24 protein-coding genes and 1 pseudogene are annotated in these 23,276 nt (G+C 49.2%); 6 read left to right on the forward strand and 19 right to left on the reverse strand.

Annotated features, from left to right (window positions below):
- Positions 1-244: 244 nt before the first annotated feature.
- Positions 245-1,270: a LacI family DNA-binding transcriptional regulator gene (locus ACY1JZ_RS00895; RefSeq protein WP_462627655.1), complete on the forward strand. Its 1,026-nt coding sequence runs from the start codon at positions 245-247 to the stop codon at positions 1,268-1,270.
- A 7-nt stretch (positions 1,271-1,277) separates the two neighbouring features.
- On the opposite strand, the gene ACY1JZ_RS00900 is transcribed toward ACY1JZ_RS00895, so the two are convergent.
- Positions 1,278-1,856 (reverse strand): DUF4256 domain-containing protein, encoded by a 579-nt coding sequence (locus tag ACY1JZ_RS00900; RefSeq protein WP_462627656.1) that lies wholly within the window; start codon positions 1,854-1,856, stop codon positions 1,278-1,280.
- A 391-nt stretch (positions 1,857-2,247) separates the two neighbouring features.
- On the opposite strand from ACY1JZ_RS00900, the gene ACY1JZ_RS00905 reads away from it, so the two are divergent.
- The 3 genes from ACY1JZ_RS00905 to ACY1JZ_RS00915 all read left to right on the forward strand — a co-directional run bounded on the left by ACY1JZ_RS00905 (position 2,248) and on the right by ACY1JZ_RS00915 (position 8,429).
- Positions 2,248-5,322, forward strand: a complete 3,075-nt coding sequence (locus ACY1JZ_RS00905) for a cellulose binding domain-containing protein (RefSeq protein WP_462627657.1) — start codon at positions 2,248-2,250, stop codon at positions 5,320-5,322.
- Positions 5,323-5,495: 173 nt separating this feature from the next.
- Complete coding sequence (locus ACY1JZ_RS00910; protein WP_462627658.1) at positions 5,496-6,887, forward strand: alpha/beta hydrolase family protein; 1,392 nt, start codon at positions 5,496-5,498, stop codon at positions 6,885-6,887.
- Positions 6,888-7,076: 189 nt separating this feature from the next.
- Entirely contained in the window at positions 7,077-8,429 is a 1,353-nt protein-coding gene (locus tag ACY1JZ_RS00915; RefSeq protein ID WP_462627659.1) for a DJ-1/PfpI family protein, read from the forward strand.
- A gap of 120 nt (positions 8,430-8,549) precedes the next feature.
- Here ACY1JZ_RS00915 and ACY1JZ_RS00920 read toward each other — a convergent pair whose 3' ends face one another.
- From ACY1JZ_RS00920 to ACY1JZ_RS00945, 6 genes and pseudogenes are all read right to left on the reverse strand, one after another.
- Positions 8,550-9,191, reverse strand: a complete 642-nt coding sequence (locus ACY1JZ_RS00920; protein ID WP_462627660.1) for an ABC-2 transporter permease — start codon at positions 9,189-9,191, stop codon at positions 8,550-8,552.
- Entirely contained in the window at positions 9,191-10,054 is an 864-nt protein-coding gene (locus tag ACY1JZ_RS00925) for an ABC transporter ATP-binding protein (protein WP_462627661.1), read from the reverse strand. The genes ACY1JZ_RS00920 and ACY1JZ_RS00925 overlap by 1 nt, the downstream gene beginning before the upstream one ends.
- A 3-nt stretch (positions 10,055-10,057) precedes the next feature.
- On the reverse strand, positions 10,058-10,432 hold the full coding sequence (locus tag ACY1JZ_RS00930; protein WP_270168720.1) for a GntR family transcriptional regulator: 375 nt from the start codon (positions 10,430-10,432) through the stop codon (positions 10,058-10,060).
- Between the two features lie 217 nt (positions 10,433-10,649).
- Positions 10,650-11,099, reverse strand: coding sequence for a hypothetical protein (locus tag ACY1JZ_RS00935; protein WP_462627662.1), 450 nt, complete (start codon positions 11,097-11,099; stop codon positions 10,650-10,652).
- Positions 11,100-11,266: 167 nt separating this feature from the next.
- Positions 11,267-11,659 (reverse strand): annotated as a pseudogene (locus ACY1JZ_RS00940) (class I SAM-dependent methyltransferase); the annotation flags it as partial.
- Positions 11,660-11,674: 15 nt separating this feature from the next.
- Positions 11,675-11,914, reverse strand: coding sequence for a class I SAM-dependent methyltransferase (locus ACY1JZ_RS00945; RefSeq protein WP_462627663.1), 240 nt, complete (start codon positions 11,912-11,914; stop codon positions 11,675-11,677).
- Between the two features lie 44 nt (positions 11,915-11,958).
- Between ACY1JZ_RS00945 and ACY1JZ_RS00950 the strand changes: the two genes are divergently transcribed.
- On the forward strand, positions 11,959-12,060 hold the full coding sequence (locus tag ACY1JZ_RS00950) for a transposase (RefSeq protein WP_462627664.1): 102 nt from the start codon (positions 11,959-11,961) through the stop codon (positions 12,058-12,060).
- Here ACY1JZ_RS00950 and ACY1JZ_RS00955 read toward each other — a convergent pair.
- From ACY1JZ_RS00955 to ACY1JZ_RS00965, 3 genes are all read right to left on the reverse strand, one after another.
- Positions 12,053-12,517 (reverse strand): GNAT family N-acetyltransferase, encoded by a 465-nt coding sequence (locus tag ACY1JZ_RS00955; protein ID WP_462627665.1) that lies wholly within the window; start codon positions 12,515-12,517, stop codon positions 12,053-12,055. The two genes, ACY1JZ_RS00950 and ACY1JZ_RS00955, sit on opposite strands and share 8 nt — an antisense overlap.
- Before the next feature lie 47 nt (positions 12,518-12,564).
- On the reverse strand, positions 12,565-13,050 hold the full coding sequence (locus ACY1JZ_RS00960; RefSeq protein WP_270168713.1) for a GyrI-like domain-containing protein: 486 nt from the start codon (positions 13,048-13,050) through the stop codon (positions 12,565-12,567).
- A gap of 608 nt (positions 13,051-13,658) precedes the next feature.
- Positions 13,659-14,459: an inositol monophosphatase family protein gene (locus ACY1JZ_RS00965; RefSeq protein ID WP_270168712.1), complete on the reverse strand. Its 801-nt coding sequence runs from the start codon at positions 14,457-14,459 to the stop codon at positions 13,659-13,661.
- A 267-nt stretch (positions 14,460-14,726) separates the two neighbouring features.
- Here ACY1JZ_RS00965 and ACY1JZ_RS00970 point away from each other — a divergent pair, with 267 nt between their 5' ends.
- A complete protein-coding gene (locus ACY1JZ_RS00970) occupies positions 14,727-15,068 on the forward strand; it encodes a winged helix-turn-helix transcriptional regulator (protein ID WP_462627666.1) in 342 nt (113 codons plus the stop codon).
- 66 nt (positions 15,069-15,134) lie between these two features.
- On the opposite strand, the gene ACY1JZ_RS00975 is transcribed toward ACY1JZ_RS00970, so the two are convergent.
- The 9 genes from ACY1JZ_RS00975 to ACY1JZ_RS01015 form a co-directional block, all read right to left on the reverse strand.
- Positions 15,135-15,650: a nucleoside deaminase gene (locus ACY1JZ_RS00975; RefSeq protein WP_462627667.1), complete on the reverse strand. Its 516-nt coding sequence runs from the start codon at positions 15,648-15,650 to the stop codon at positions 15,135-15,137.
- Positions 15,651-15,927: 277 nt separating this feature from the next.
- Positions 15,928-16,335, reverse strand: a complete 408-nt coding sequence (locus tag ACY1JZ_RS00980) for an HIT family protein (protein ID WP_462627668.1) — start codon at positions 16,333-16,335, stop codon at positions 15,928-15,930.
- 180 nt (positions 16,336-16,515) lie between these two features.
- On the reverse strand, positions 16,516-17,436 hold the full coding sequence (locus ACY1JZ_RS00985; RefSeq protein ID WP_462627669.1) for an aminoglycoside phosphotransferase family protein: 921 nt from the start codon (positions 17,434-17,436) through the stop codon (positions 16,516-16,518).
- Between the two features lie 32 nt (positions 17,437-17,468).
- The gene (locus tag ACY1JZ_RS00990; RefSeq protein ID WP_462627670.1) at positions 17,469-18,008 is read right to left on the reverse strand and encodes a hypothetical protein; all 540 of its coding nucleotides are present in this window, start codon (positions 18,006-18,008) and stop codon (positions 17,469-17,471) included.
- 55 nt (positions 18,009-18,063) lie between these two features.
- Positions 18,064-18,351, reverse strand: a complete 288-nt coding sequence (locus tag ACY1JZ_RS00995; RefSeq protein ID WP_462627671.1) for a GNAT family N-acetyltransferase — start codon at positions 18,349-18,351, stop codon at positions 18,064-18,066.
- A gap of 75 nt (positions 18,352-18,426) precedes the next feature.
- Complete coding sequence (locus ACY1JZ_RS01000; protein WP_462627672.1) at positions 18,427-19,134, reverse strand: AraC family transcriptional regulator; 708 nt, start codon at positions 19,132-19,134, stop codon at positions 18,427-18,429.
- On the reverse strand, positions 19,131-19,685 hold the full coding sequence (locus tag ACY1JZ_RS01005; protein WP_462627673.1) for a GNAT family N-acetyltransferase: 555 nt from the start codon (positions 19,683-19,685) through the stop codon (positions 19,131-19,133). Before ACY1JZ_RS01005 ends, ACY1JZ_RS01000 begins: the two co-directional genes overlap by 4 nt.
- A 270-nt stretch (positions 19,686-19,955) precedes the next feature.
- A complete protein-coding gene (locus ACY1JZ_RS01010) occupies positions 19,956-22,061 on the reverse strand; it encodes an ADP-ribosylglycohydrolase family protein (protein WP_462627674.1) in 2,106 nt (701 codons plus the stop codon).
- Positions 22,061-23,239 (reverse strand): ADP-ribosylglycohydrolase family protein, encoded by a 1,179-nt coding sequence (locus ACY1JZ_RS01015; RefSeq protein WP_462627675.1) that lies wholly within the window; start codon positions 23,237-23,239, stop codon positions 22,061-22,063. The genes ACY1JZ_RS01010 and ACY1JZ_RS01015 overlap by 1 nt, the downstream gene beginning before the upstream one ends.
- Between the last annotated feature and the right edge of the window lie 37 nt (positions 23,240-23,276).

Genomic DNA, 23,276 nt, shown 5'->3' on the forward strand with positions numbered 1-23,276 from the left:
TTGAACACCAGCATTGATTACGCAAACGTTTGACAACAATTTTATAGGGTTTCGCGGATGATTTTCGAGTGATATTTGCGCAAAAATCAAAGCATTTTTGCGCAAATCCACTTTTGTTTTGCGTAAAAACGCGATATGATGGAGAAAACTGCACGTTTGCGCGTCGTGGTACGCGGCTTGCATGATTGTAAGCTGTCGCATCGTTTCGCTTGACGTTATTCACGCTCATGAAGGGGGATGGCAGATGACCACCTTGAAGCAGATCGCCTCGATGGCAGGCGTGTCGATCTCGACCGTATCGCGTATATTGAATTCCCCTGACAATAGCTTTGCTACCCAGGAGGTACGGGATCGGGTGTGGAGAATTGTGAAGGAGACCGGCTATGTGCCCAACCAGAGCGCCAGAGAGCTCAAGCGCGGCAGGAGCGCTGCACGCCCTTCACCCAATGGCTCCATCTCCTGCATATTAGGAAGAACGCGCCAGCTCGATGATGATCCGTTCTTTGCCCAGATGTCCCGCGCGATCGAGCAGCAGGCGCTGGAGCTGGGCTATGCTGTTCATCTATCCTATTCGCTGTTCGACATCGAGACTGATACGCTGCTGGACAAGATCGAATCGTCGCGCGCAGACGGCGCGATCATCCTGGGCCGCTTTAGCAGCGACAGTATGAATTTTCTGGAGAAGCATTACAAAAATCTGGTGTACGCCGGACGCAACGTCATTGCGGCCAACTGCGATCAGGTCATCTGTGATGGATATGAAGCCACCCAGATTGCCATTGAACATCTGATCTCCTGCGGACATCGGCAGATCGGATATATCGGGGAGACGGCGAACGAGGTTCGTTATGAGGCCTACTGCGACACGCTCCGCAAGCATGGACTGGAGCACTCGGATCATCTGGTCAGCAATTGTCCGCAGAATGGGCCCGGCGGGTACCAGGGAGCAGACAAGCTGCTGACCCAGGCCGCACCGCTTCCGACCGCAGTATTCTGCGCGACGGATATTGCCGCCATCGCAGCCTTGCGGCGGTTCACGGAAGCGAACATCAAGGTGCCAGAGCAGCTCTCCATCATTAGTATGGATAACATCGAGCTGTCTGGCTATGTATCTCCGATGCTGACCACTGTCGGCATGCCGATCGTGGAGATGGGCAACTGGGCGGTACGACTCTTGATTGACCGTATTAACAAGCGTCACAGGCTGCCTGCCAAGCTGCTATTGCCGAACAAGCTTGTGGTGAGAGAGAGTGTGGCTAAGCTGGTCTAGTTAGTCGCTAGACCCGGAGACAGCCGCGGAAGCCTCTGGCGGCATAGTAGGATTCCGCGCCATTATGATACATGAAGACCGTATCATAACGGCGGTCGCAGAAGAGGGCCCCGCCCAGCTCTCGAATTCGTGCGGGCGTTCTCACCCAGCTTGAGGATTTCAGGTCGAACGCCCCAAGCTGCTGTAGCCTCCGGTATTGCTCCTCGGACAGCAGCTCGATGCCCATCGCAGCAGCCATCCCGACCGCACTGTCCTTGGGCTTATGCTCTTTTCTCGCTTCCAGCGCTGCATGATCGTAGCATAGACTCCGCCGCCCCTTAGGGCTCTCCGCGGAGCAATCGAAGATGAGATACTCCTCTGACTCCACATCATAGCCGACCACATCCGGCTCGCCGCCTGTACGCTCCATCGCATGAAGCGACCCCAGCTTGCTCGGGTTGGCAGCAAGCTTAGCCATGATGTCTTCCCATTTCAGCTCCGGGTGACGGTGGGGATAGGTCTCAAACCGCTGCTGCATCATTCGCAGCAATTCCTCCCGCTGCTGTGGCAGCAGCTCCATGATGTGATCTCGATCCTGTGTTGACATTGCAATCCCTTCCTTCTATCTATTAGATGTCATGTTAATTTTGTATAATTTGATATATTGACAAATTTTTTACATGAAGATAATCTATATGTGTATCATTTGCCAATTTATGTATCGCTATCAATGAAAATTTTGCACGGTGTATCCCCCATTCATTCTGTCTTCATCTTCGTCTAACTAGCTTGCCTCATCGAACTCGAATTCCATTCAGCCTGTAGACAACGTTCACATGTAGATTACTTTAAAATGAATGCGTTTCCATTATACATTAATTACTCTTCATTGAAGACATTGAATTCTATAGAAGGAGGTGAGCTGTGATTTCCCCACTGCTACGATATGGACAGACGGCATGAAAAATAAGATTTCATCATCATAAGGAGGTTTCATAATGTTAATCGGAAGCTATCGTCCCTTCCTCTCCCTCTTTACTGCTTTTCTGATCGTTGCCTCGACCTTTGCCGTGACGCCTGACAGGGCGCAGGCCGCCACTAGTCAGCCTTACGAGTGGAAGAATGTGGTGACGAACGCTGGCGGGGGTTTTATCCCGGGCATCGTCTTTAACACATCCGAACCGGACTTGATCTATGCCCGCACCGACATCGGTGGAGCCTATCGCTGGAACCCGGCCAACGAAACCTGGATTCCGTTATTGGATTTTGTAGGCTGGGATGAATGGGGCAAGACCGGAGTCGATGCGCTGGCCACCGATCCCGTCGACCCGGATCGCTTGTATATCGCTGCAGGTACCTATACGAATAGCTGGGACCCTAATAATGGGTATATTATGCGCTCCACGGATCGCGGGGATACATGGGAGGAGACGGAGCTGCCCTTCAAGGTCGGAGGCAATATGCCTGGACGCTCGATGGGCGAGAGGCTCCAGATCGATCCGAATGACAATTCCATATTGTTCTTCGGCGCTCGCAGCGGCAACGGATTATGGAAGAGCGCAGACTACGGCGTCACCTGGTCCAAGGTCGTCAGCTTCCCCAACCCCGGCAACTATGTGCAAAATCCGGCAAATGAATACCAAAGTGATATTATGGGACTCGCCTGGATCACCTTTGATCCTTCGACAGGCTCTCCTGGACAAGCAACCCAGACCATCTATGTCGGTGTAGCCGATGTGGCAGAGAGCATCTATCGCAGCACCGATGGCGGCGCAACCTGGGCTGCTGTGCCGGGTCAGCCGACAGGATATTTGCCTCATCATGGCGTGCTTTCCTCGACAGGCGATCTGTATATCCCCTACAGCAACGGCATTGGCCCTTATGATGGAACGAGGGGTGAGGTATGGAAATACAGCACGAAGACTGGGGTATGGAAAAATATCAGCCCCATGCCGGACGCGGACAACTATTTCGGTTACGGCGGCTTGGCTGTCGATGCGCAGCAGCCCAATACGCTGATGGTAGCTTCGCTGAACTCCTGGTGGCCGGATGAAATGATCTACCGCAGCACTGATGGCGGCGCAACCTGGACGCGCATCTGGGATTGGGCTATCTATCCAGAACGCACCTTCCGCTATACACAAGATATTTCTGCCGCACCTTGGCTGGATTTTGCTACGAATCCGCAGGTACCGGAAATTACCCCGAAGCTGGGCTGGATGATTGGCGAGCTGCAGATCGATCCGTTCGATTCGGATCGCATGATGTATGGCACGGGGGCAACGATCTATGGAACGAACAATCTGACCGATTGGGATCAGGATGAGCAGATCCATATTAAGGTGATGGCTCAGGGGATTGAGGAGATGGCTGTTCTCGATCTGGTCAGTCCGCCTTCCGGTGCGCCTCTCGTCAGTGCAATCGGTGACGTCACAGGCTTCCGCCATGACAATCTGCTTCAGACACCGACCAAGATGTTCACGCGTCCCACATCTTCTACGAGCCTGGATTTTGCCGAGCAGAGTCCCAACTTCTTTGCCCGTGTAGGTAAAGAAAACTATGAGCTGCATCCGAATGGCAAATCCGTAGGCTTTTCCTATGATGGCGGCTCCAATTGGAATTGGGGCAACAGCGAGCCTCCGGGCACGAGGGGCGGCGGCACGGTAGCCGTATCTGCTGATGCCACGAGCGTCGTATGGAGCACCGAAGATGTCGGCGTCTACGTCTCCAAGAATGCTGGCAATAGCTGGACGAAGAGTACGGGCGTGCCAAGTGGCGCGCAGGTGCGCTCTGACCGTGTGAACCCGAACAAATTCTATGCCTCAATTGGGGGCAAGTTCTATGTCAGCACAAACGGCGGGTCAAGCTTTACTCAGACGGCGGCGACAGGCCTGCCAAGCGGCGGTACGCTTAACTTCAAGGCTATGCCTGGACTGGAAGGCGAAATCTGGCTTGCAGGCGGCCAAGCCAACGGCTTGTATGGCCTGTGGCATTCCTCCAACTCTGGACAGAGCTTCACCAAGCTGTCCAATGTCGCGCAGGCAGACACCATAGGGTTCGGCAAGGCAGCGCCTGGGGCAACCTATATGGCCTTGTATGCCACAGCGAATATCGATGGCGTTCGCGGCATCTATCGCTCGGATGATGCAGGCGCCTCCTGGGTCAGAATCAACGATGACCAGCATCAGTATGGCATTCCGAACGCGACCATCACCGGCGATCCGCGGGTCTATGGCAGAGTCTACCTCGGGACGAATGGTCGGGGCATCCTGTTCGCTGATCCGGTTGGCGGCACAGAGCCAGGCGGGCCAGAGCCTGTCACCTCCTCCACGATCAGCCCTACCAGCGCCAGCTTTGACCGTAAGGCAGGCGCCCAAGCTGCGATTCCTGTCGCTCTGACGCTCAATGGCAATACCTTCACAGGCATCAAGCAAGGCAGCTACACGCTGGCAGCCGGAGTCGACTATACGCTTAGCGGCACAACGGTTACATTGCTCCCGCCGTACCTGTCCACCCTGCCGCTGGGCACAGTGAATCTGACCTTTCAATTTAGCGCAGGCACCCATCCTGTCCTGCAATTATTGATTATCGACACCACGACTCCCGAACCAGGCGTGGAAGGCGAGATCAAGGTGGAGATGTACAATGGCGAGCGCGCCAGCTCTACCGTATCCATTAATCCGCGCATTAAGCTTACCAATACGGGAGATGCGGCTATTGCTCTCGCTGATGTAAGTCTACGCTACTTCTATACCGCAGACGGGAGCCAAAGCCAGGCCTTCTTCTGCGATTGGTCTCATATCGGCAGCGCCAATGTCGTCGGCACCTTCCATGCCATGGCGAGCGCCAAGCCAACAGCAGATACGTATATGAATATCGGCTTTACAGCAGGAGCCGGCATGCTGAACCCGGGTCAGAGCATTGAGCTGCAGATCCGCTTCTCCAAGTCCGACTGGTCGAGCTACAGCCAGTCCAATGACTACTCCTTCAACGCTACGGCCAGCGGCTATGTAGAGCACAGCAAGCTTGCAGGCTATATCAATGGAACATTGCAATGGGGCATGGAGCCATAAATGGAGCTGAGGAGCGCAGATCGTGCGCACCAGCCAGAATCATGATTTTCCAAGCGAAGCGTTGCCGTCTAAGAGTCGGCAACGCTTCGCTTTGTTCAATGACCCAGCTTCATAATTCCCATCATAATCAGCCATCTTAAATCATAGTGGTGACCATAGGGATGATAAACCTGATGGGACGATCCATGTTCTTTAACCAGGTTGACTATGAAGGGGATGAAGGGATGGGACGATGGGAATTCATCTTGCTGCTTGCCGCTCTGCTCGGCTGGTTCCTTCTGACAGGATCACGCTCTCGCATCACACGGCTCACAAGGCGCCTGGTCGTCGGAGGCCTGATCGGCATTCTTATCCTGCATATATACATCGAGCAGTTACGCTGGGCACTGCTGCCCCTATACGTGACGGTGGCGCTGGTGCTAAGCGGCTATATGCGCGGCAGCCAAAGCAGCCCGGCTCCTCACAGGTCAGGCCGTCTGCGGCCTATGCTGCTCCGTATTCCGATTGTACTCGTTGGCGTCATCTGCTGGACCATTCCGACTTCGCTGCCGTTGTTCCAGTTCACCCCGCCTGACGGCCCTTATGCCGTAGGTGTCGTAGATTACACCTGGAGTGCCCCTGGACGCACTGAAGCGAATGGAAGCCGTCCATTGAATCTACGCATCTGGTACCCGGCGAGCGGCCTCCACACCGCTCCTGCCCGATATATCCCCCAGTACGATCTATTTGTCCAGGCGGTTCGTCGTCATTACGGCCCATGGGCCAATCTGCTGACTGATTACCGGAATCTCACCGTTCCTGCCGATGATGCTGCACCGTTTCACCCTGATGTGGAGAAGGCTCCGGTCGTCGTCTACCTGCACGGCAACCTGCTCGGCACTCGCTTTACGGGTACGTTCCAGGCATTACATTTAGCTAGTCATGGCTACATCGTCGTCGCCCTCGAACATCCCGGGACGGCGTTCATTAGTGCTGTCCCCGAGGGCGAAGGCAACGATAGGCCGTTTACCGATCACTTCGGGGGTCTGCCGAATACGTTCGGCGCCCATAACAGGGCGGCCATCCCGATCATCCGCGAGCAGCAGGCCGATATAGAATTTGTGCTTGCTCGTCTCCGTACCCTTGCCCGGTTCGCCCCGGATTCGCCCCTTGCCAATCGGATAGATGCGCACAGAGCGGCCTTGATCGGACATTCCTTCGGAGGCGCGGCAGCCGCTAGCATGCTGTTCCATTCTTCACTGGTCAAGGCCGCTATTAATCTCGATGGCTACCTTTATGGCGAATATCCAGAGCCTCCGCCAGCCAAGCCACTGCTCATTCTAAATGGCGGCCTTCATATCAAGGGATTGGAGGATTCAATGGCCGGACTGGAGGAAGAGCGCGCCTTGCGAGAACGACTGTTGGAGAAGTCAGGAGCGGAGATTACGCTGCCGCAAGCCGGGCATCTCAGCTTCACCGATCTGCCGCTATATTCGCCGCTTCTTGCTCCAATCGCCCCCAATAACAGGGAGCAACATCGCGTGATTAATGAACATACGCTACGGTTTCTACAGAAGCATCTGTAGAGGCTGTAGCCTGCACGTAAAAGATAGCTCTATCGAGTCTTGCATAAAAAGGGAAACAGACTCGAGTCCAGCGGCCCTCCCATCGGAAGTCCAGCTCCCCCACCCACCCCGAGACAGATGTGAAGTAAATCTTGAGTTGTTATAGTGAATAAGGTCACATCAATTGAGGGTTGAAAGGGGAATTTGGAAGTGAAAGCTGGATTGCGTATCATCATGTATTTCCTCGTGTTTATCGTTATTGTGGGGGGAGCAGGAGGCATCGGGTTCGTCAAAACCATGAATGCCGGAATGTCGGTATACGATAATCCCCCTCCTGCTTGGACGAATGTGCACGTACCAACGTATGACGCCAACAAACCTACGGTGGCTGTGCTACTGGCCAACGAGGTGACGGAGGTGTTCGACTTTCTCGTTCCCTACGAGATGTTTGCGATGACAGCGTCTTACAATGTATACGGCGTTGCGCCTGATCGCGAGATAAAATCATTAACCGGGGGACTTGATGTGCTCCCGCATTATTCGTTCGAAGAGTTGGACGCGATGCTAGGCAAAAGCCCGGATATTATCGTTATCCCATTTATGCCTATACTGGATGAAAAGAAGTATGCGCCTGTCCGGGAATGGATTCAGAGGCACTCGAGCCCCCATACTACATTGCTCACGATATGCAACGGAGCGGAGAACCTCGCGGATACGGGTCTACTGGATGGAAAATCGGCCGCGACACACTGGGGTGACCTCAATCGGCTCGTTAAGGCCTATCCTGAAATTTCGTGGGTCAACGACCAGCGCTACGTCCCGCAAGGCAATATCGTATCTTCTGCCGGTCTGACATCGGGTATCGATGCTACACTATATGTCATCTCTCAGCAGTTAGGAGAGGCGGCTGCAAGAGCGGTGGCGAAGCAGATGAACTATCCCTCTTACGATTACATGACAAACCCTCACATGGAACCGTTCCATATCGAATGGAGTGATATAACCTACGTTCTGAACAATGCTTTTCAATGGAATAAAGTCAAAGCAGGTGTGTTGCTATATAACGGTGTGGACGAATTGGATTTGTCCGCCGCATTCGATACGTATGCTGCTTCTGGAACGACAACGACATTGACCGTATCTAGCCACAATGAACCGATCGTAACCAAGCATGGTCTATATCTAGCAGCGCGTTATCAGACTCAAGAGGTGCCGAAGCTATCAAAAATGATTATTGTTGGTACAGATGCCGAAGCTACAGCCTCCGAAGACATCAAGCAATGGAAAGACAGCGGCAACAGCCCGGGTCTGCTGTTCTTGCACCGTGATGCGGTCGGTCGGTTCGCAATGGACCCCGCATTCGAGGATTTATCGGAGCAAGAGGATATAATGACGGCGAGATTTGTCGCCAAGCGGCTCGAGTATCGCGCTGCCGACCACCTGAAGCTCGAAGGCCAAGCTTTCTCGATTGAAGCATATGGCATACCCGTTATACTCGGCTTCCTGTCTATTCTTATCGCTTTTGCGATCAATCGCCGCTTCCTTCGCCAAAACAAAGGATAGCCTGCTTTGCATCATGCTATGGCTTCTCTGATGTCGCCGAGCTCTCCCTTAGACAGCTTATGTCTTAGGGGGAGCGATGTACTGCTTGCATTGGCTTCCTGTGTCTTTTCTTAGGGTACCTTACCTGAATTCTTTATTCCGATGGATATGAATGGACAAAAAGTAGGAAGCAACAAATAGGATAACAGCCATGCACGCGGAGACGATACCAACAAGCGGATGACGAAGCTGCATCCCACCAGTCGCAGGGATCAGAATCGTGGCAAGCACCACCATCATCCCGATCGCAGCAAGACAGGAGATAAATACGATCAGTTCATTTTTTTCTGTGCCTATCTTCAACATGATCGGGTACATCAAGGCCACGGATGTGATGGACAACGTCAGCCCAAAGCTATAGCTATAGATCACACTATTCAGATCGAGCTGACTCCCTGAGACTTTGACAACAGCAAGCGTGAGGAAACTCATCAGCACACCAAGGAGGATCAGCAAGAAGAACGACACATACTTCGCCCCAATGATGGTGCGGCGTTTGATGGGCAGCGTCAGCTCGAACTTGTTCCATTTGGAGGACTCATCCACTCGGAGTGAAGTCCCTGTGTTGGCAACAAACAGAAAGATTTGTATCGAGAAAATAATCGGAACCATGGAAGACTCCTTAAGAAGTAAAGGAAAAAAGGCTAATAGTACAGCAATGAGCAGCGTGACTCGGAGGTTGCCTCCCATGGAATACAGGTTGTTGCGGATAAGTCCCTTCATTACTGATCCCCCTTGACTAGCAGCAGCATGATTTCATCAATGGTTACGTCATCTACAATAATCCCATGGTGTTCCTTGGAGAATCGATGTTTATCCGGGATCAGAACTTCCGTCTGCAGTCCTCTTTTTCGATAGGCCACATACTCGGATTGATCCAGGGCATGAAACTGCTCCGCCTTGCAACGAGCAATCCCGTAATTGTACATGAGATCATCCTTCGACTCACTCAAAATGACCCTGCCTTTGTGCATAAAGACAATGTAATCTGCAACCTTCTCCAGATCACTCGTAATATGGGACGACATGAGGATGGAATGCTCTTCATGCTCTACAAATTCCAGAAACAAGTCCAGCATCTCTTCTCTTACTATCGGGTCAAGGCCAGAGGTCGCCTCATCAAGCAGCAGCAGCTTGGCGCCATGAGACATAGCTACCGCGGTGGCCAGCTTCATAGTCATGCCGCGCGACAGATCCTTAATAGCTATGTCGGCGGGTACTTGAAGTCTACGGATTAGGTTCTGGAATAGACTGTCGTCCCAGTTGCGATATATATCTCGAAACACCAGAGCCAGCTTACGGGCAGTGAGAGCCTCGGGAAAATTAATGGCATCAAATACAACCCCGATCTGTTCACGTAGGTCCGTTCGTTCATCGGTCAGTTCCTCGCCGAAAATTGCGATACTGCCGCTATCCGGCTTAATGGTATTCAAGATTGAACTAATGGTTGTCGTTTTACCTGCTCCATTCTCGCCGACAAAGCCCATGATACACCCCTGAGGGATAGAAAACGACACATGATCTAATTTGAATTCGGAATTGGAATAGGCCTTGGACAGGTTCTTAACCTCCAAGCAATAATTCATGGTCTAGTCCTCCTTGTAGAAAATGCTTAAAAGCTCCGTAAGCTGTTCCAGCTTCACCCCGCTTGATCGCGCAGTTTCTGCGGCCAGCCGTAGATGCTCCTCTATTTTTTTGTGCAGCTCTTCCTGAATAAACTCCCGGTTCAACGCGGATATAAAGCTGCCCCGGCCGACAGTTGTCTCAATAAAACCGTCCCGCTGTAAATCCTCGTATGCTTTTTGCACGGTAATGACACTGACATGAATCGTCTTGGCGAGGGAGCGCATAGAGGGGATCGGATCGCCGGTTTTCAACTGCCCGCTCATTACCATTCCCTTGATTTGTGACGTAATCTGTTCGTAGATCGGCTTGCTGGTATTGCTGCTGATAATAATCTCCAATCGTCCCTCCCCCTTTAAGTGTACTTATATATACAGTACATTATATTACATATAAGTACATTCTTCAATACCAATAGAGATCAAGACCAACTGGAGCATGGCCTCCCTTCATGGATACCAAGACTTCTTCATGCCAAAATAAAACGGCCTTCATCCCAGCTTTCAGGATCAAGGCCGCTTATTATCATGTATGTGTTCTACCTGCAATCAGGCTGTCTTAGTAGGGGAACAACACGGGATGCCCAATATAATACGGAGTCACATCATCGTAGGTACCGTTAAATGGTAAGACCATCACAGTATACGCTTGCCCCGCAACCAACGGAACGTAAATAGAAGAGATTCCGACGCTGCCACTCGCTATGACATATTGCAGTGGAGTTGAAGCACCATACTCATAAATGCCGAACCCGTATGTGGTTCCTGGAGGTGGTAAAATCCACAGTTCTTGATAACCTGTCTTGGGAGAAATGAAATTCCAGAAATCAATATCATTAGGCGATTGAATCCATGATGTCAAAAGGTTCTGAGAGTACCAGTAAGTTGTAGTAGGAGAGTTATTTGCTGGTTCAGTCGGATCTGAAGCCAGCGGTACCGCAGAGACGGATGTGGAGAAGGTCAACAGCATCGTGAGCATCAGAATGATTAGCTTAAGCTTCTTCTTCATCATTTACCTCCCGCAAAATTTATTTGTACTACTATATCTAATTTTACTATATTATAACATTTTTGGTATAATACTTTTTTCCTTGTTTTTATCGCGGATATTGTCACTTTACAGCGAATATTGCGGTATTTCCCCGATTATTACTAGAAATTTATTAATTCATATCGTCAAGCACTGGTTTCAGTGCTTGGCCGTTTTCTTAGTACAATTTTACGATACATATTGTTGAAGAGGACAGGTATATCTTCTTCTATTTTTAAGCATAACAAAAAAGGCTTGGTAATTTGTTCGAAACTGCGACCGATGTCGGTTCCCATCAGCCCTATAACAGGACGTAGCATCTTCTTTATCCATGACAGCTCCTGATTTTGAGGAATAAATTTATCAAAAATGATCATTTGCCCTCCATCACGTGACACACGGATCATTTCTCGCAGACACTGCTGCGGATCGGGGACAACAGACAAAATAAGGTTCGCAACAACCAGATCATATGAATTCGATGAGAAAGTAAGAGCTTGTGCATCCATTTCAATAAATGTAATCTGTGACGAATTGTACTTATCCTTGGCTTTCTAAAGCATGTCAGGCGACAGATCAATGCCTGTGATTTCCACATCCTTGCCCATCAAAAATGGAAGGTCTGTTCCCGTCCCCACTCCGATAAATAAAACTTTTTGCCTGGGCTCCACTCGAAGCTCAGAGAATACCTTTTTTCGTGCAGCCAGAAAAGCACCTGAGTTGAAAAAGCGATCATAAATCGGAGCCCATATCTTATAGACTATTTTGTTCCAATGGTTTCCCAGCATACTCATCTCTTTCTCGTGTAGTAGGATGTAAATCCATAGGCCGCTAGAAGGTGCCCGGCATCGATCGCGTCTATGCAGCGGGCCTACTCGCCGAGATTGGCGATAGTAGTTGCTTTAGCGGCCACGCCGCGCTCGCCAAGTATGCTAGTTAATCAATAAATAGTAATGATAAAAATCATCATCCCGCTCATATCCGAGTGATTCATACAACTGCTGCGCCGCTTTATTAGCTGTACCTGTCGATAGCTCTAGCCCCTTCGCCCCCGTCTCAGCCGCATATTCCGAAGCCGCATTCATCAGTTGTCGGGCAACCCCTTGGCCGCGGTGGTGATCTGCAACGAATAGATCATTCAGTATCCAACTATTCCTCATGGAGATCGAAGAAAAGGATGGATACAACTGCGTGAAGCCCACAGCAAGGTTTAAGCCCCTGTCCCACGCCGCGAAGATGACCGATTCGCCCCGCTTCGCACGCTCCGACAAATAAGCATACGCTCCATCCGCATCGGAGGGCTGGTTGTAAAACATCCGGTATTGATTGAACAGAGGCGCAATCGCCCGCATATCCTCTAGGCCCGCTCTTCTCACCACAAATTGATCTATGTTCATGTGCAGCACTCCTCTGATTGGTTGAACTCGCCCGAGAGATGTTATCGTTAGGCTTTCACTTTGCTTAGTGGAATCAGAATGTCCACCGGCTCCTCCTCTGCCTCCTCATCAATGTAGAATATCTCGATTTGGCAAGCATTATAGAATCTATGCTCATATTGATTTTGCTTCATCCACTCAAATAGCTTATCGTAGCCTTGTGCGATCGTTTTATTCGTACAGGCTATTTTGACATACTCCATGTCCGGCAATGTGAATGCGAGCATCCCTTCAGGCACCTCTCCAATGTCTGTCACCTCTGTACACGCAAAATAAGTGGCCACAATACCATTGCACATGCCAGGACTGAATAGGATGTCGTAGTCCTTGGAGTTCTTAATCTCTTTCCTTCTATCCCAAAATGCTCTTTGAATCGTGACGGCGACTTCCGGGAAGGAATCTGGATAGTTTCCCGTAATCGACATGCCCACAAGCTTATATTCTCTATTCACAACTTCAATTTCAAATGAGGCTACTACGTTGTTTTGACTCATATTCTTCATCTCCTAAGGTTAGAGGTTTATTTCGTTCCAATAATAAAGTACATATCCAATTTGACCACTCAAAATAAAGAGATAAGTTATATTCACTGCGAGACAAAAATGAAGTCTATTAAAAATATTGGTGTTTTGCATTTTTTGATCATTCAACTTCACCTTAACATTTTGATAAAGCTTTAAGAACTTATACAACTCAGTTAGCCCTAGAACACCCCATAACAGCGTAAATATTAATAATACTGCATTTGCAAGTGATAATAGCATACCTATACCTACATCTGAGATGCTACTAAATCTAAAACATATATGAACGATGAATGTTATGAAGAACAGGCATATTCCTATTAGGCTATACATTGGCTTAGGATGAGCTTGGAGGTTTCTCATGTCTTTCTCGGCAGGTTGAATCATTCAGCGTGGATACGAAGCAAATAACTTGAGGAAGCGGTTTCTAATTTGAATCTCCTCCGTATCAAAATGAAAAAATGGCTCCAAGGACTCGCCTCCCTCTCTATAGTCTCTTACCCAATGAGCACCTTCGCACCGCGCGCCGCTCCCAGCCCGCGGTGCATTGCTGCATAACAGCAGTTGGTCAAGCCCGGTTAAGGAAGTGCCTCTCTCACGATTCTCATTAACTCTTGTTGGTGGTCTGGATGACACGCAATTAAATAGGGCTCTTCGTTCATCCCTGTGAATGGGTTGCCATCATAATCGATCACGACACCTCCGGCTTCTTGTACCATGAGGATACCTGAATAGAGATCATCTCCTTCAGAATTGTACAGAATAATTCCATCTATATCCCCCTTGGCAAGCATGCACCATTGAAGGGTAGGAGCCCATAGTCTCATCATTCGTTTGAAGCTTAAATCAATATGTTGTCTTAGCTTGACTGCCCGTTGGTCGTTCTGTACGACATGGCCTTGAATCCAGCCTATGTTTCCCTTGAAAATATTCGGATTTTTCTTGATCTGAACCTTCCGATCATTGCAATACGTCCCTTCCCCAAGGACAGAGACAAACAATCTATCGGTCAATGGCTCGTACACCACCCCAAGAACAGGTTGTCTTCTATACATCAACGTGATAGAGGTCGTAAAAATAGGCAATCCTATCGCGAAATTATTCGTTCCATCGAGCGGATCAACCAGCCACAGCCAATCGTTCTCCTCCCCGATACTCCCTGCCTCTTCACTATGGATCTGATGCGTGGGAAATGTAGACTGAATGTGCTCGATGATGATGGCTTCAGCCAAATGATCCACTTCCGTAACGACATCGCCAAACTCATCTTTGGATTTTAAATCGACAACATGATCAAATTTTCCTCTTGCAATCTCTCCAGCCTGACGAGCCATTCGTATCGATAATTCTTTGGCTTGGTGAATCACATGATAATCCATCTGGCACCCCCTATGATGTTCTATTCAACTGATCACTCTCAAACTTTGGAAAAATATATCTTATTATACCAACCTTATAAAGAATTAGGCTACATTTATATTACAATCGGAAAACCGTGTTTACAGCGGCTTGTCTTATGCGGGGTTGTTTTCGTGCTGTATGCATAACGCCTCTTGTGGTACGATTATAATACATGACGATGTTGTGAGATGTACTACTATATTAAGGACTAAGTATCCATAAACATACCGCGTGAGGTGTTGGCAATGAAGTATGATTTTAATATGAGCGAGCTATGTCCGGCTACGTATGCCTTCCATGTCATTGGGGGGAAATGGAACCTTCCCATTCTCGCCATAATAAGTGAAGTGGAGGTCATCCGCTACAACGAATTAAAGAGAAGATTGATCGGTATTACTGGGACGACCTTAACTAATTGTCTCAAGGATCTAATGGAGCACGGAATCATTCATCGGGAACAGTACAATGAGATTCCGCCGCGTGTGGAATACTCCTTGACTGGCTCGGGTAAAGAGCTGGTACCAATACTGGAGTCTCTTGTGATGTGGGGACAAAGAAATGTAAATAACTGCCCGACAATGAAATAACCAGACCGCCGCTAACCGCAGTCGAGGAACAGTCAGCGGCCTCCTATATATAAGAGCTCAGCTTGATTATTCCTCTCTGCTCGTATTATTCGTAAGAATATTACTTACAATATACCTTACTCCTCGTTTCTCATCCCATCTCCTATGCAGCTCTTGTGATCTTATAGCCAAATCGGTATAAGGCATAGGTGTTATACGGATCTTGTCAAATTTGTGCCTAAAATGATTGCCTTCCTTCATAATCCTCATCGCTCCCAAATAATCATCGCTCAGCGCCCACACCACCCGTGTTATATCCGCAAGAATTAACGCACCGGAGCACATCGGGCAAGGCTCTACCGTTGTATACATCGTGCATCTGTTCTTGTATTCTGGATCTAATAGGACATTCCCCGCACTTCGGATGACATCAATCTCAGCATGACAAGAAGGGTCCATTGCAGTAAAGACTCGGTTACGTCCCCGGCTAATGATCTCGCCTGCTGGCCCTACAATGACTGCGCCGATAGGTATTGTACCCTCGGAGAAAGCCATCTCAGCCTCTTCGAGTGCGATTTCTAAATAGTATCGATCATCGAACATATATACCTCCGGTGCTAGATTTGTTAAGTGGCAGGGCTGCGTGGATGATTCCTGGCTATAGCTCCTAAGACCCCGTGAATTACTTAATCATTTACACATGTCCATCCTCTCTATTAGCTCTTGATTTTTTATATTCATTTATGATTACATCAAGGCGCTCAATAATTCGTTCATTGTTATCCAGCATTATATCCTTGACAGTAATTCGCTCCATCTGTCTTCCAGCTTTTGTGCCTTGAAATCTATTCACTACTACTCAGAACTCGCTCAATCACCCTCAATAGAACTTTAATTCTTCAATAATTCTCAGCTTCACCTGCTCCAAGTCCTTATTGAGTTTCTTCCCTGGTTCTATCCATCCGAATCCATCCTCCTTATACCTTGGAAACACATGCATATGATAGTGATGGAGATCATTGAATAGTCCACCATTTTGCATAACCGTTATTCCATCAGGCTTGTAGATCCCTTTCATTGCCTTGGAGATGACGACCGACGCATTCATTATAGATTGCATAGTAGACTCATCGATTTCTTCAAGCTCTGAATAATGTGCTTTAGGCAGTATTAAGGTGTGTCCTTCATTGAGTGGGTCAATATCTAGAATGCAGGTCATATAAGCATCTTCGAAAACTACATGTGCTTCTTCAAGCCGATTCGCTAATCGGCAACCAAGACATCTCATAGAGGAGTATCCTTTCATCTGGTCAACATGCATAATGTCTATGTCATGACGCTCGTTTGAACGCCATGTGCATCTGACAGAACCTCACTCCCCTGCCCACAATACCAGACCGAGGAGCGCCAGCGACGATGCTTGACCTTATGTTTTTGCTTATTATATCATTTTTTAGATTTTAATCCCTTATATAGAATTCAATATGGAATCTGCGAAAGCAACCCTTTCCATCAAGCTTGGATAATGATCAGGGGGTGAGCCGTCTTCGACGCTCCAACATGCCCCCATTGTGGTTTCGATATAGAGACATTGCTTTAATATGTCTTGGGGAATCGTAAGCTTCTCCTCAAGGTTGCATAGGATCGCATTGATCTTCTTATACAGCTCCGCAGTAATTTCATCCTCAAATTCATTGAGTATAAAACGAGGGACATCAAATACAGGATCACCAATCACGCCCTTGGGATCGATAATCCTATACTGTCCAGCATCACCGAGCAATATATTGTCGTGATGGAGGTCGCCATGAAGCAGCAACTTCTGTGAATATAGATTAGCAACTGCTAAGCACATGTCTTTGGCTTTCTGCATATACGCATATAAATCGGTACAATCTTGCCGCTTGCTCATGTAATCTGTTATTCTACAGACCCACTCTATGTAGGTTGGATATATCGCTGCATTTGCGGGCGTCTTATGCAAGCCGCTATATAGAGAGCAAAAAATAGAGAGTCGCTGCTCCAGAGAGCTCTCCTCCCTCAACGAAATGCCAGGCTGCACACACTCTTCAAGGATGATACCGTTTTCAATATCGGCGTCGAAGACTCGGCAGAATCGTTCTCCCGCATACTCATACAGAGTATTAAGTTCAGTAACGATTCCACCGAAGAAGGGATTCCCTATTTTAAGCACTACGTTCCCATAGTTTTCGGAATAACATCTAAAAACCAAGTTTGCAGAATAGGAGGCAACCAATTGAAGAGAGCTCAATTTCCATTGATCTGCATACACGGCAATATCCCTCAAGACTTTATAATAGAAATCTTCACCGAAACGAATCGTTATATTGTCGACTTCATCTGGATCGAATTGATAAAGCGTGTTCATGTCTACCTCCGCTTAATCTGTGAACAACCTTCTTATAAATTTAAATACCACCACATGACCTTGTGGTATCCTATCAATTTTGAAGGGATTTCATCTACATTCTTTATGCTGTAATTATAAAAATACACATTTTCTCGATTATATAGTTGATATACTCCTTCTGAGAGCAGTTCGTCCTTAAATTTATATAGAGCTACGACATATCTTGGAGGACTCACATCACCACTGTTACCTAGATCCTCTATGGTTATGTGATCAAAATCTTGAATCGCCTTTACTGCTTCTATACTCTGAACTAAAATTGGAGGGTTAAATTCTTGTGGATATAGTCCAATAGTCAATACAATATTCAAAATTAATACAGTTGTTATATTCAGAATCTTATTTCCATACTTCCTGTTCAGCATCATACAAAGAGTGATGAATGTTGAATTAAGTATCAAAGTTGCTGGCACGGATAAGATTCTTCCTAATCCTGTATAGGGAAAAAGATGAATCAATGCCACCTGTAATACTATACTTGGTAAAATTAATACCAAAAAAATAGCGGTGTACCTCCAGATTCCTTTCATTAATTTTCGCGCTCCCGGCTCTTTAATCGGACTCGTGTTGATTTTCGATTTACCCTCACATGTTTATAACGAATCCTGTTTTCTTGCCTTTAACAAATCCTGCTCTCTCATAAAAGTGATGCACTTCTTCTCTTCGAGAGCCTGTCATTAGCATCAGTTTATAACAATTCATCTCTTGAGCGATTGCTTTGGCTATAGCCAACTGGCCAAACCCTTGTCTTCGATAATCAGGATGTGTGTCTCCTCTGATCAATTCGGGATCATCAGGTTGGAGGAACGTATAAAGTAATAAAAGAGGCTCTAATTCATTAGCATGAATTAATCTGGCTTCGCTCACCTTCATGCACTCCCTTCAAGTCTTCCCGGATCATTACATCGTACCCCGAATAGAATAGCTTGTTGTATTAGCTAATGCGATTCAGATTTGACGTACTTGCCTAATTCGTTCGATATATTGCAGATCGCCATACCCAAGTGTCGGGAATACAGTAATCAGCCGCTCCACCAATTCGCCCTCGGACAGATCAGCGTAATTCTGAATATATCTCGTTACGCTGTTGTCCTCAGCAAGCATACTCAGGTGCAGCTCGATCGCTTGATGCATCACTGGGAATATGTCGATTGATGGCTTCTGTTGATGTAAGAGTACCTCTTCATATACATGGAGATAACTGCCTAACAAGAGCTCGGTTTGGCTCACTTTAAATTCATCATCCCGAAAGCTATTCAAGTATACCTTCCCCTTATAGTTTGACTGCTCCAGATAAGCTAATACGGTCAACAGATTCATCTGGCAAAATACATCTTCACCAAACCATAAAACGATGGCATTGTAGTGATGTTCAAATAAAGGTTGTAATGGCTCGATGACGATGTTTCTGTAGCTCTCTACAGAGCTTTGGTGCCCCTCGGCACGAAGCTGAATAAAGGCTTCATCAAATATGGGCTTTGAAGCTGGATGCACACACATGGCCTCGTTGAATGGAACATAATCCGCGTTACTTATTAATGCATTGGATTGAAATTCATCGTACATCATTTGTCCATTAAAAATATGTAAAACATCTGCATCAAATAGCTCTGCTCTGCGATGTCGTAATTGTGTTACCTCTTCTCTCATGTTCACAGGATTGCCCTCTCCTTCCAGTCCTCTCTCAGCATCCCGTAAATGACATGATCTACATAATGATCCTCGATCCATTCCGCTTGCCTGACTTTTCCTTCATTCACGAAGCTCAGTCGTTCAGGAATTGCCCGACTCTTCCGATTCTGCTCGGCGGCTCTAATCTCCACCCTGTTCAGGCACAAGTCATGAAATACATAGTCGATCACCGCTTCACATGCTCTCGTCATGATCCCCTGGCCCTGATGCTCCTCAGACAACCAATAGCCTATCGTAGTTTTCTTATTCTTCCAGTCTATATGATGTAATCCGATGACACCCGCAAGTCGTTCTTCATAAAAGATTCCCAGGTTGAATCCATTCTGGCTGGCTAATACATTCAATGAGAATTGGATAAATTCCTTAGACTGTTCGACACTTATGGTCTCATCGATCCATGGCAACCACTCTTTCAAGTAATTCCGATTCGCATCAATCACTTGAAACAGCTCCTCCGAATGGCGATACTCAAGAAGCTTCAGTTGAAGGTCATCGCTAATCATATGACTAAACATGCTGTGCCTCCTCTACATTGTAGATTTTTTGTCTTGCTGAGCATTTTCTGCTACTGCAATCCTACTTCTATTGGACTGATCTTCATCATACAATATTTTCCTGACCACATAAATACCAAATCCCAGAGCAACGAGCGAACACGTGCGGAAATAAACGAAACGGCCTCCGTCCCATGAATTTCAGGGCTAAGGCCGCATTCTTATCCTATATGATCTTACGATTTTCGATAACGAGGCTCATACTTCAACTTGCGATAATTGAAGGGACGATTACATCTCTCTTACTCTTATATCGCTATAATAAGCTCGCGCCGCCCCAAGTGTGCTCACGCCATACATGCCGTAACGCCATGTCCTGTCGGTATGTGTCAGCACAGGCTCACCGTTGATGTGGAGCATAATCGTATCCCCTTGCGCTGTGACGGTCAGGTCATACTCCTGCTGTAGCTGCCAGGCGTAGCTGGCGGATGCGAGCTTCTGGTAGCCGAAGTCGTTGATATAGATCGCAACCTGGCCCTTCCCGTCGAAGCCCGCGTGATACCCCCGCATAGCGCCCTGCGCGCGGATGGCTACCAGGTGCGAATCGCCGATCTGCGGATTCACCCGCACCGACACCGAGTAATCCCGTGCGAAGTAGTTGCCCGTATAGGCCTCGCTCGGCTCGGCCGTCATCAGATACATCGCGCCATCCACTAAGCTCCAAGCGCCGTGGTTGTGAGCGAATGGCGTGACGCAGCCGAAATCCAACGATTGCTTGTGGAAATCAATGCGGTAGTCCGCGCTGCCGAAGATGCGGAACTCGTCTATGAAGACACGGCCAAGGCTCTTCGGCTTGAAGTTGGAATAGGCTTCGAGCACGATGCCGACCTCGTCGATCATCTCGCCTTCGGAGTCCGGGATTTCGAATTCAACATGAATCCATTGCTGATCGACAAGCTTGATATAGCCTTGAACGAGCTCCTTGCCACTATGAGCCAGGCGGACATACGGGGCAATGCCCATCGTTTCGGTGCCGCTCCATTGGTCGAGGTAGAGGCTCATCGACACTTTCTGTCCAGAGTAGGCCCGCGGTGCAAAGGTTGGTGAATACCGCTCATCGCTGAAGTCGGCACGGGTATAGAACGGCTTGTAATATACTTTCGATTTCTCCCCGCGCACCATGCGATCAAACAGCACCTCGAGAGAGCCCGTTCCCTTGAAGGCTTGCTCCGTGGAATGACGAACCTGGCAGAAGAATGGATCAGAGACGCGTATATTATGCGTCGAGCCTGGCAGCTCAAAATCGAAGTACACTTCGTCCTCCCTGTAGCTGTCCAGCAGTTGCTGTGGGCAAGGCTCCTTGGCCAAACGATAGCCGAGAATCGCCAGCTCCTTGGCGTAAGTCGGGATGTCCAGAATATTGAGATAGCCGGAGATGCCCGACATGACGATGGAATCATTGATCGGCTTGCGATATTTGTCCGCTATGCCTTCCAATCCGACAGCGACGCCAAGCACGGTGCCGACGTTGCCGGCATTGCAGTCGGTATCCCAGCCGCACATCGTGGCAATCTCGACAGTGCGGTTGAAGTCGCCCTGGCCATAGATCATCGCGAGGAAGCAGACGCCCGCGTTCGGGATGATATGGCAGACGCCTTTGTATTTATCATAGCCCCAGTCCCGCTCCAGCATATCCCGGCAGGCGCGGAAGTCGTCTGGATGCTCGGCGTGGAACGCCAGCACGGCTCTGGCGACCTGTGTGTAGAGGGCGTCCGCAGGAATCTGCGCAAGCCCCGCCTCGATAATCTCATGAATATCCGAGGTGAGGAACGCCTGAGCAATTGCCGCGCAGAAGAATCTCGCGCCTAGCACGCCTTCGCCGTCATGGGACACGCGGGCCGCAGCTTCCCCGAAGTCGGCAGCTTTCTTAGGATTGCCGGGGTTGACGAGCCCCCATGTATCGATAAAGATCTGTCCGCCAATCTGCTCGGCGATAATCTGTCCATTCTGCTCGATAGAGCCGGATTGCGGCGCCGGAACACCGTTCTTCAAGTTAATGAAGGCGGTATGCTCGGTACTAATGCCATAACCTCCCCACCAGAACATGCCGATACCCTCGCGGGCGTAGTTCAGCCAGGCGCGGGCGACATCGTTCGGCGTCACATCCCGATCAACCGCGTCGTCATAGAGCGCGCGCAGAAAGTAGTAGGGGCCGTTGGCGTCATCGTCCGCCGCGAAGTTTTTGAATGGCTTGACGTAATCCGTAATATCGCCATACGTATTTTTAATACGTTCATACGTCCAGATCGTCGGCTCAACCGGGGCGCCCAATCGGATACCGATATTCATGCCAAGGTAGCCGGAGTACACTTTTTCTACATACTGCGAAGGAATCATTATACCTCCACCGCCTTTATCTTTATTGAATGGAGCAATTGTTGTCTGCGCTCGTTATATGCCAAGTCCTGTTGAATGATAGCCGTAGCCGCTTCGATGAACCGATCGCACTGTGTCTGCAGATTCTGCCGGCTCGCTTCCTCCAGCGCGGCGATGTCGTCCGCCGGGATCGCTCCCGCGCCCTGCATGGCGCCGACAATCGCGCCAATCATGACACCGATGGAGTCCGTATCGCGCCCGGAGCTGGCGCCGTCCTTGACCGCCTCCGTCAGATCGCCGTCATGCAGCAGGATATACCCGAGCGCCATCGGCAGCTCCTCGATGGAGAACAGCCGGCTCGGCGTGTAATGGTTCGATGGGATGCCGAGCTTATCGATGCTGCGATTAACGTCATCACCTATCGGCGAATACGGAGCGATCGCTTCATGCAGCGCCTGTACCACTCTGCTCCGATCCTCTTTCTCCGCCCGTAGCTCCAGCGCCCTCGCACATACATCGTGAATCGCCCGCTTCGTCCCGTCCTTGGCATAGTGAAGTGCCGTATCCACAATATCCTGCACTGCCACGCCCGGCTCGAACGCCTTGGCGACGCAGGCTGCCAGCACGCCCGCCGCCTCCAGCCCGTAGCTTATCTGATGACCGGAGGCGAACAATATCGCTTCATCATAAGCCGCCTTCGGGTCGCATGCATTGACAATACCGATAGGGGAGATGTACATCGCCGCGCCGCAGTTGACCATATTGCCGCTGCCCCCTTCGCGCGGCTCGCAATTCGCCAGCACGTGGCGGTTATAGATATGCTTCTCGGGATAAAACAGGCGATCCAGGATTAGCGCCTCCCGCCCGAATTCCGGGATATACCGCGGACGGAACGCGATTTCCTTCACAAATTCATTGGCCATATCGTAGGCGTCCAGGTGACGTCGCTCCGTGCAGTACACATTCATGAGCGCCAGCGTCATCAGCGTATCGTCCGTGACGATGCCTTCCCCCCTCATTCTGCCAAGCCGCAGCGCCTCCGGCCAATCTGCCTTCCACCATCTCGTCCTGACCGTCTCCACCCGGCCATACTGCTCCTTAATCCGGGCATGGGTCATTTTCTCCACTACCGCCCCCATCGCATCGCCGTAGGCCGTTCCGAAGATCACGCCTCGGACTCGGTCCGCAAAAGAAATCATTTGATTGCTCTCCCCTCCGTTACCTAGGAGCGCGAAG

The organism is Paenibacillus sp. J5, assembly GCF_054955055.1.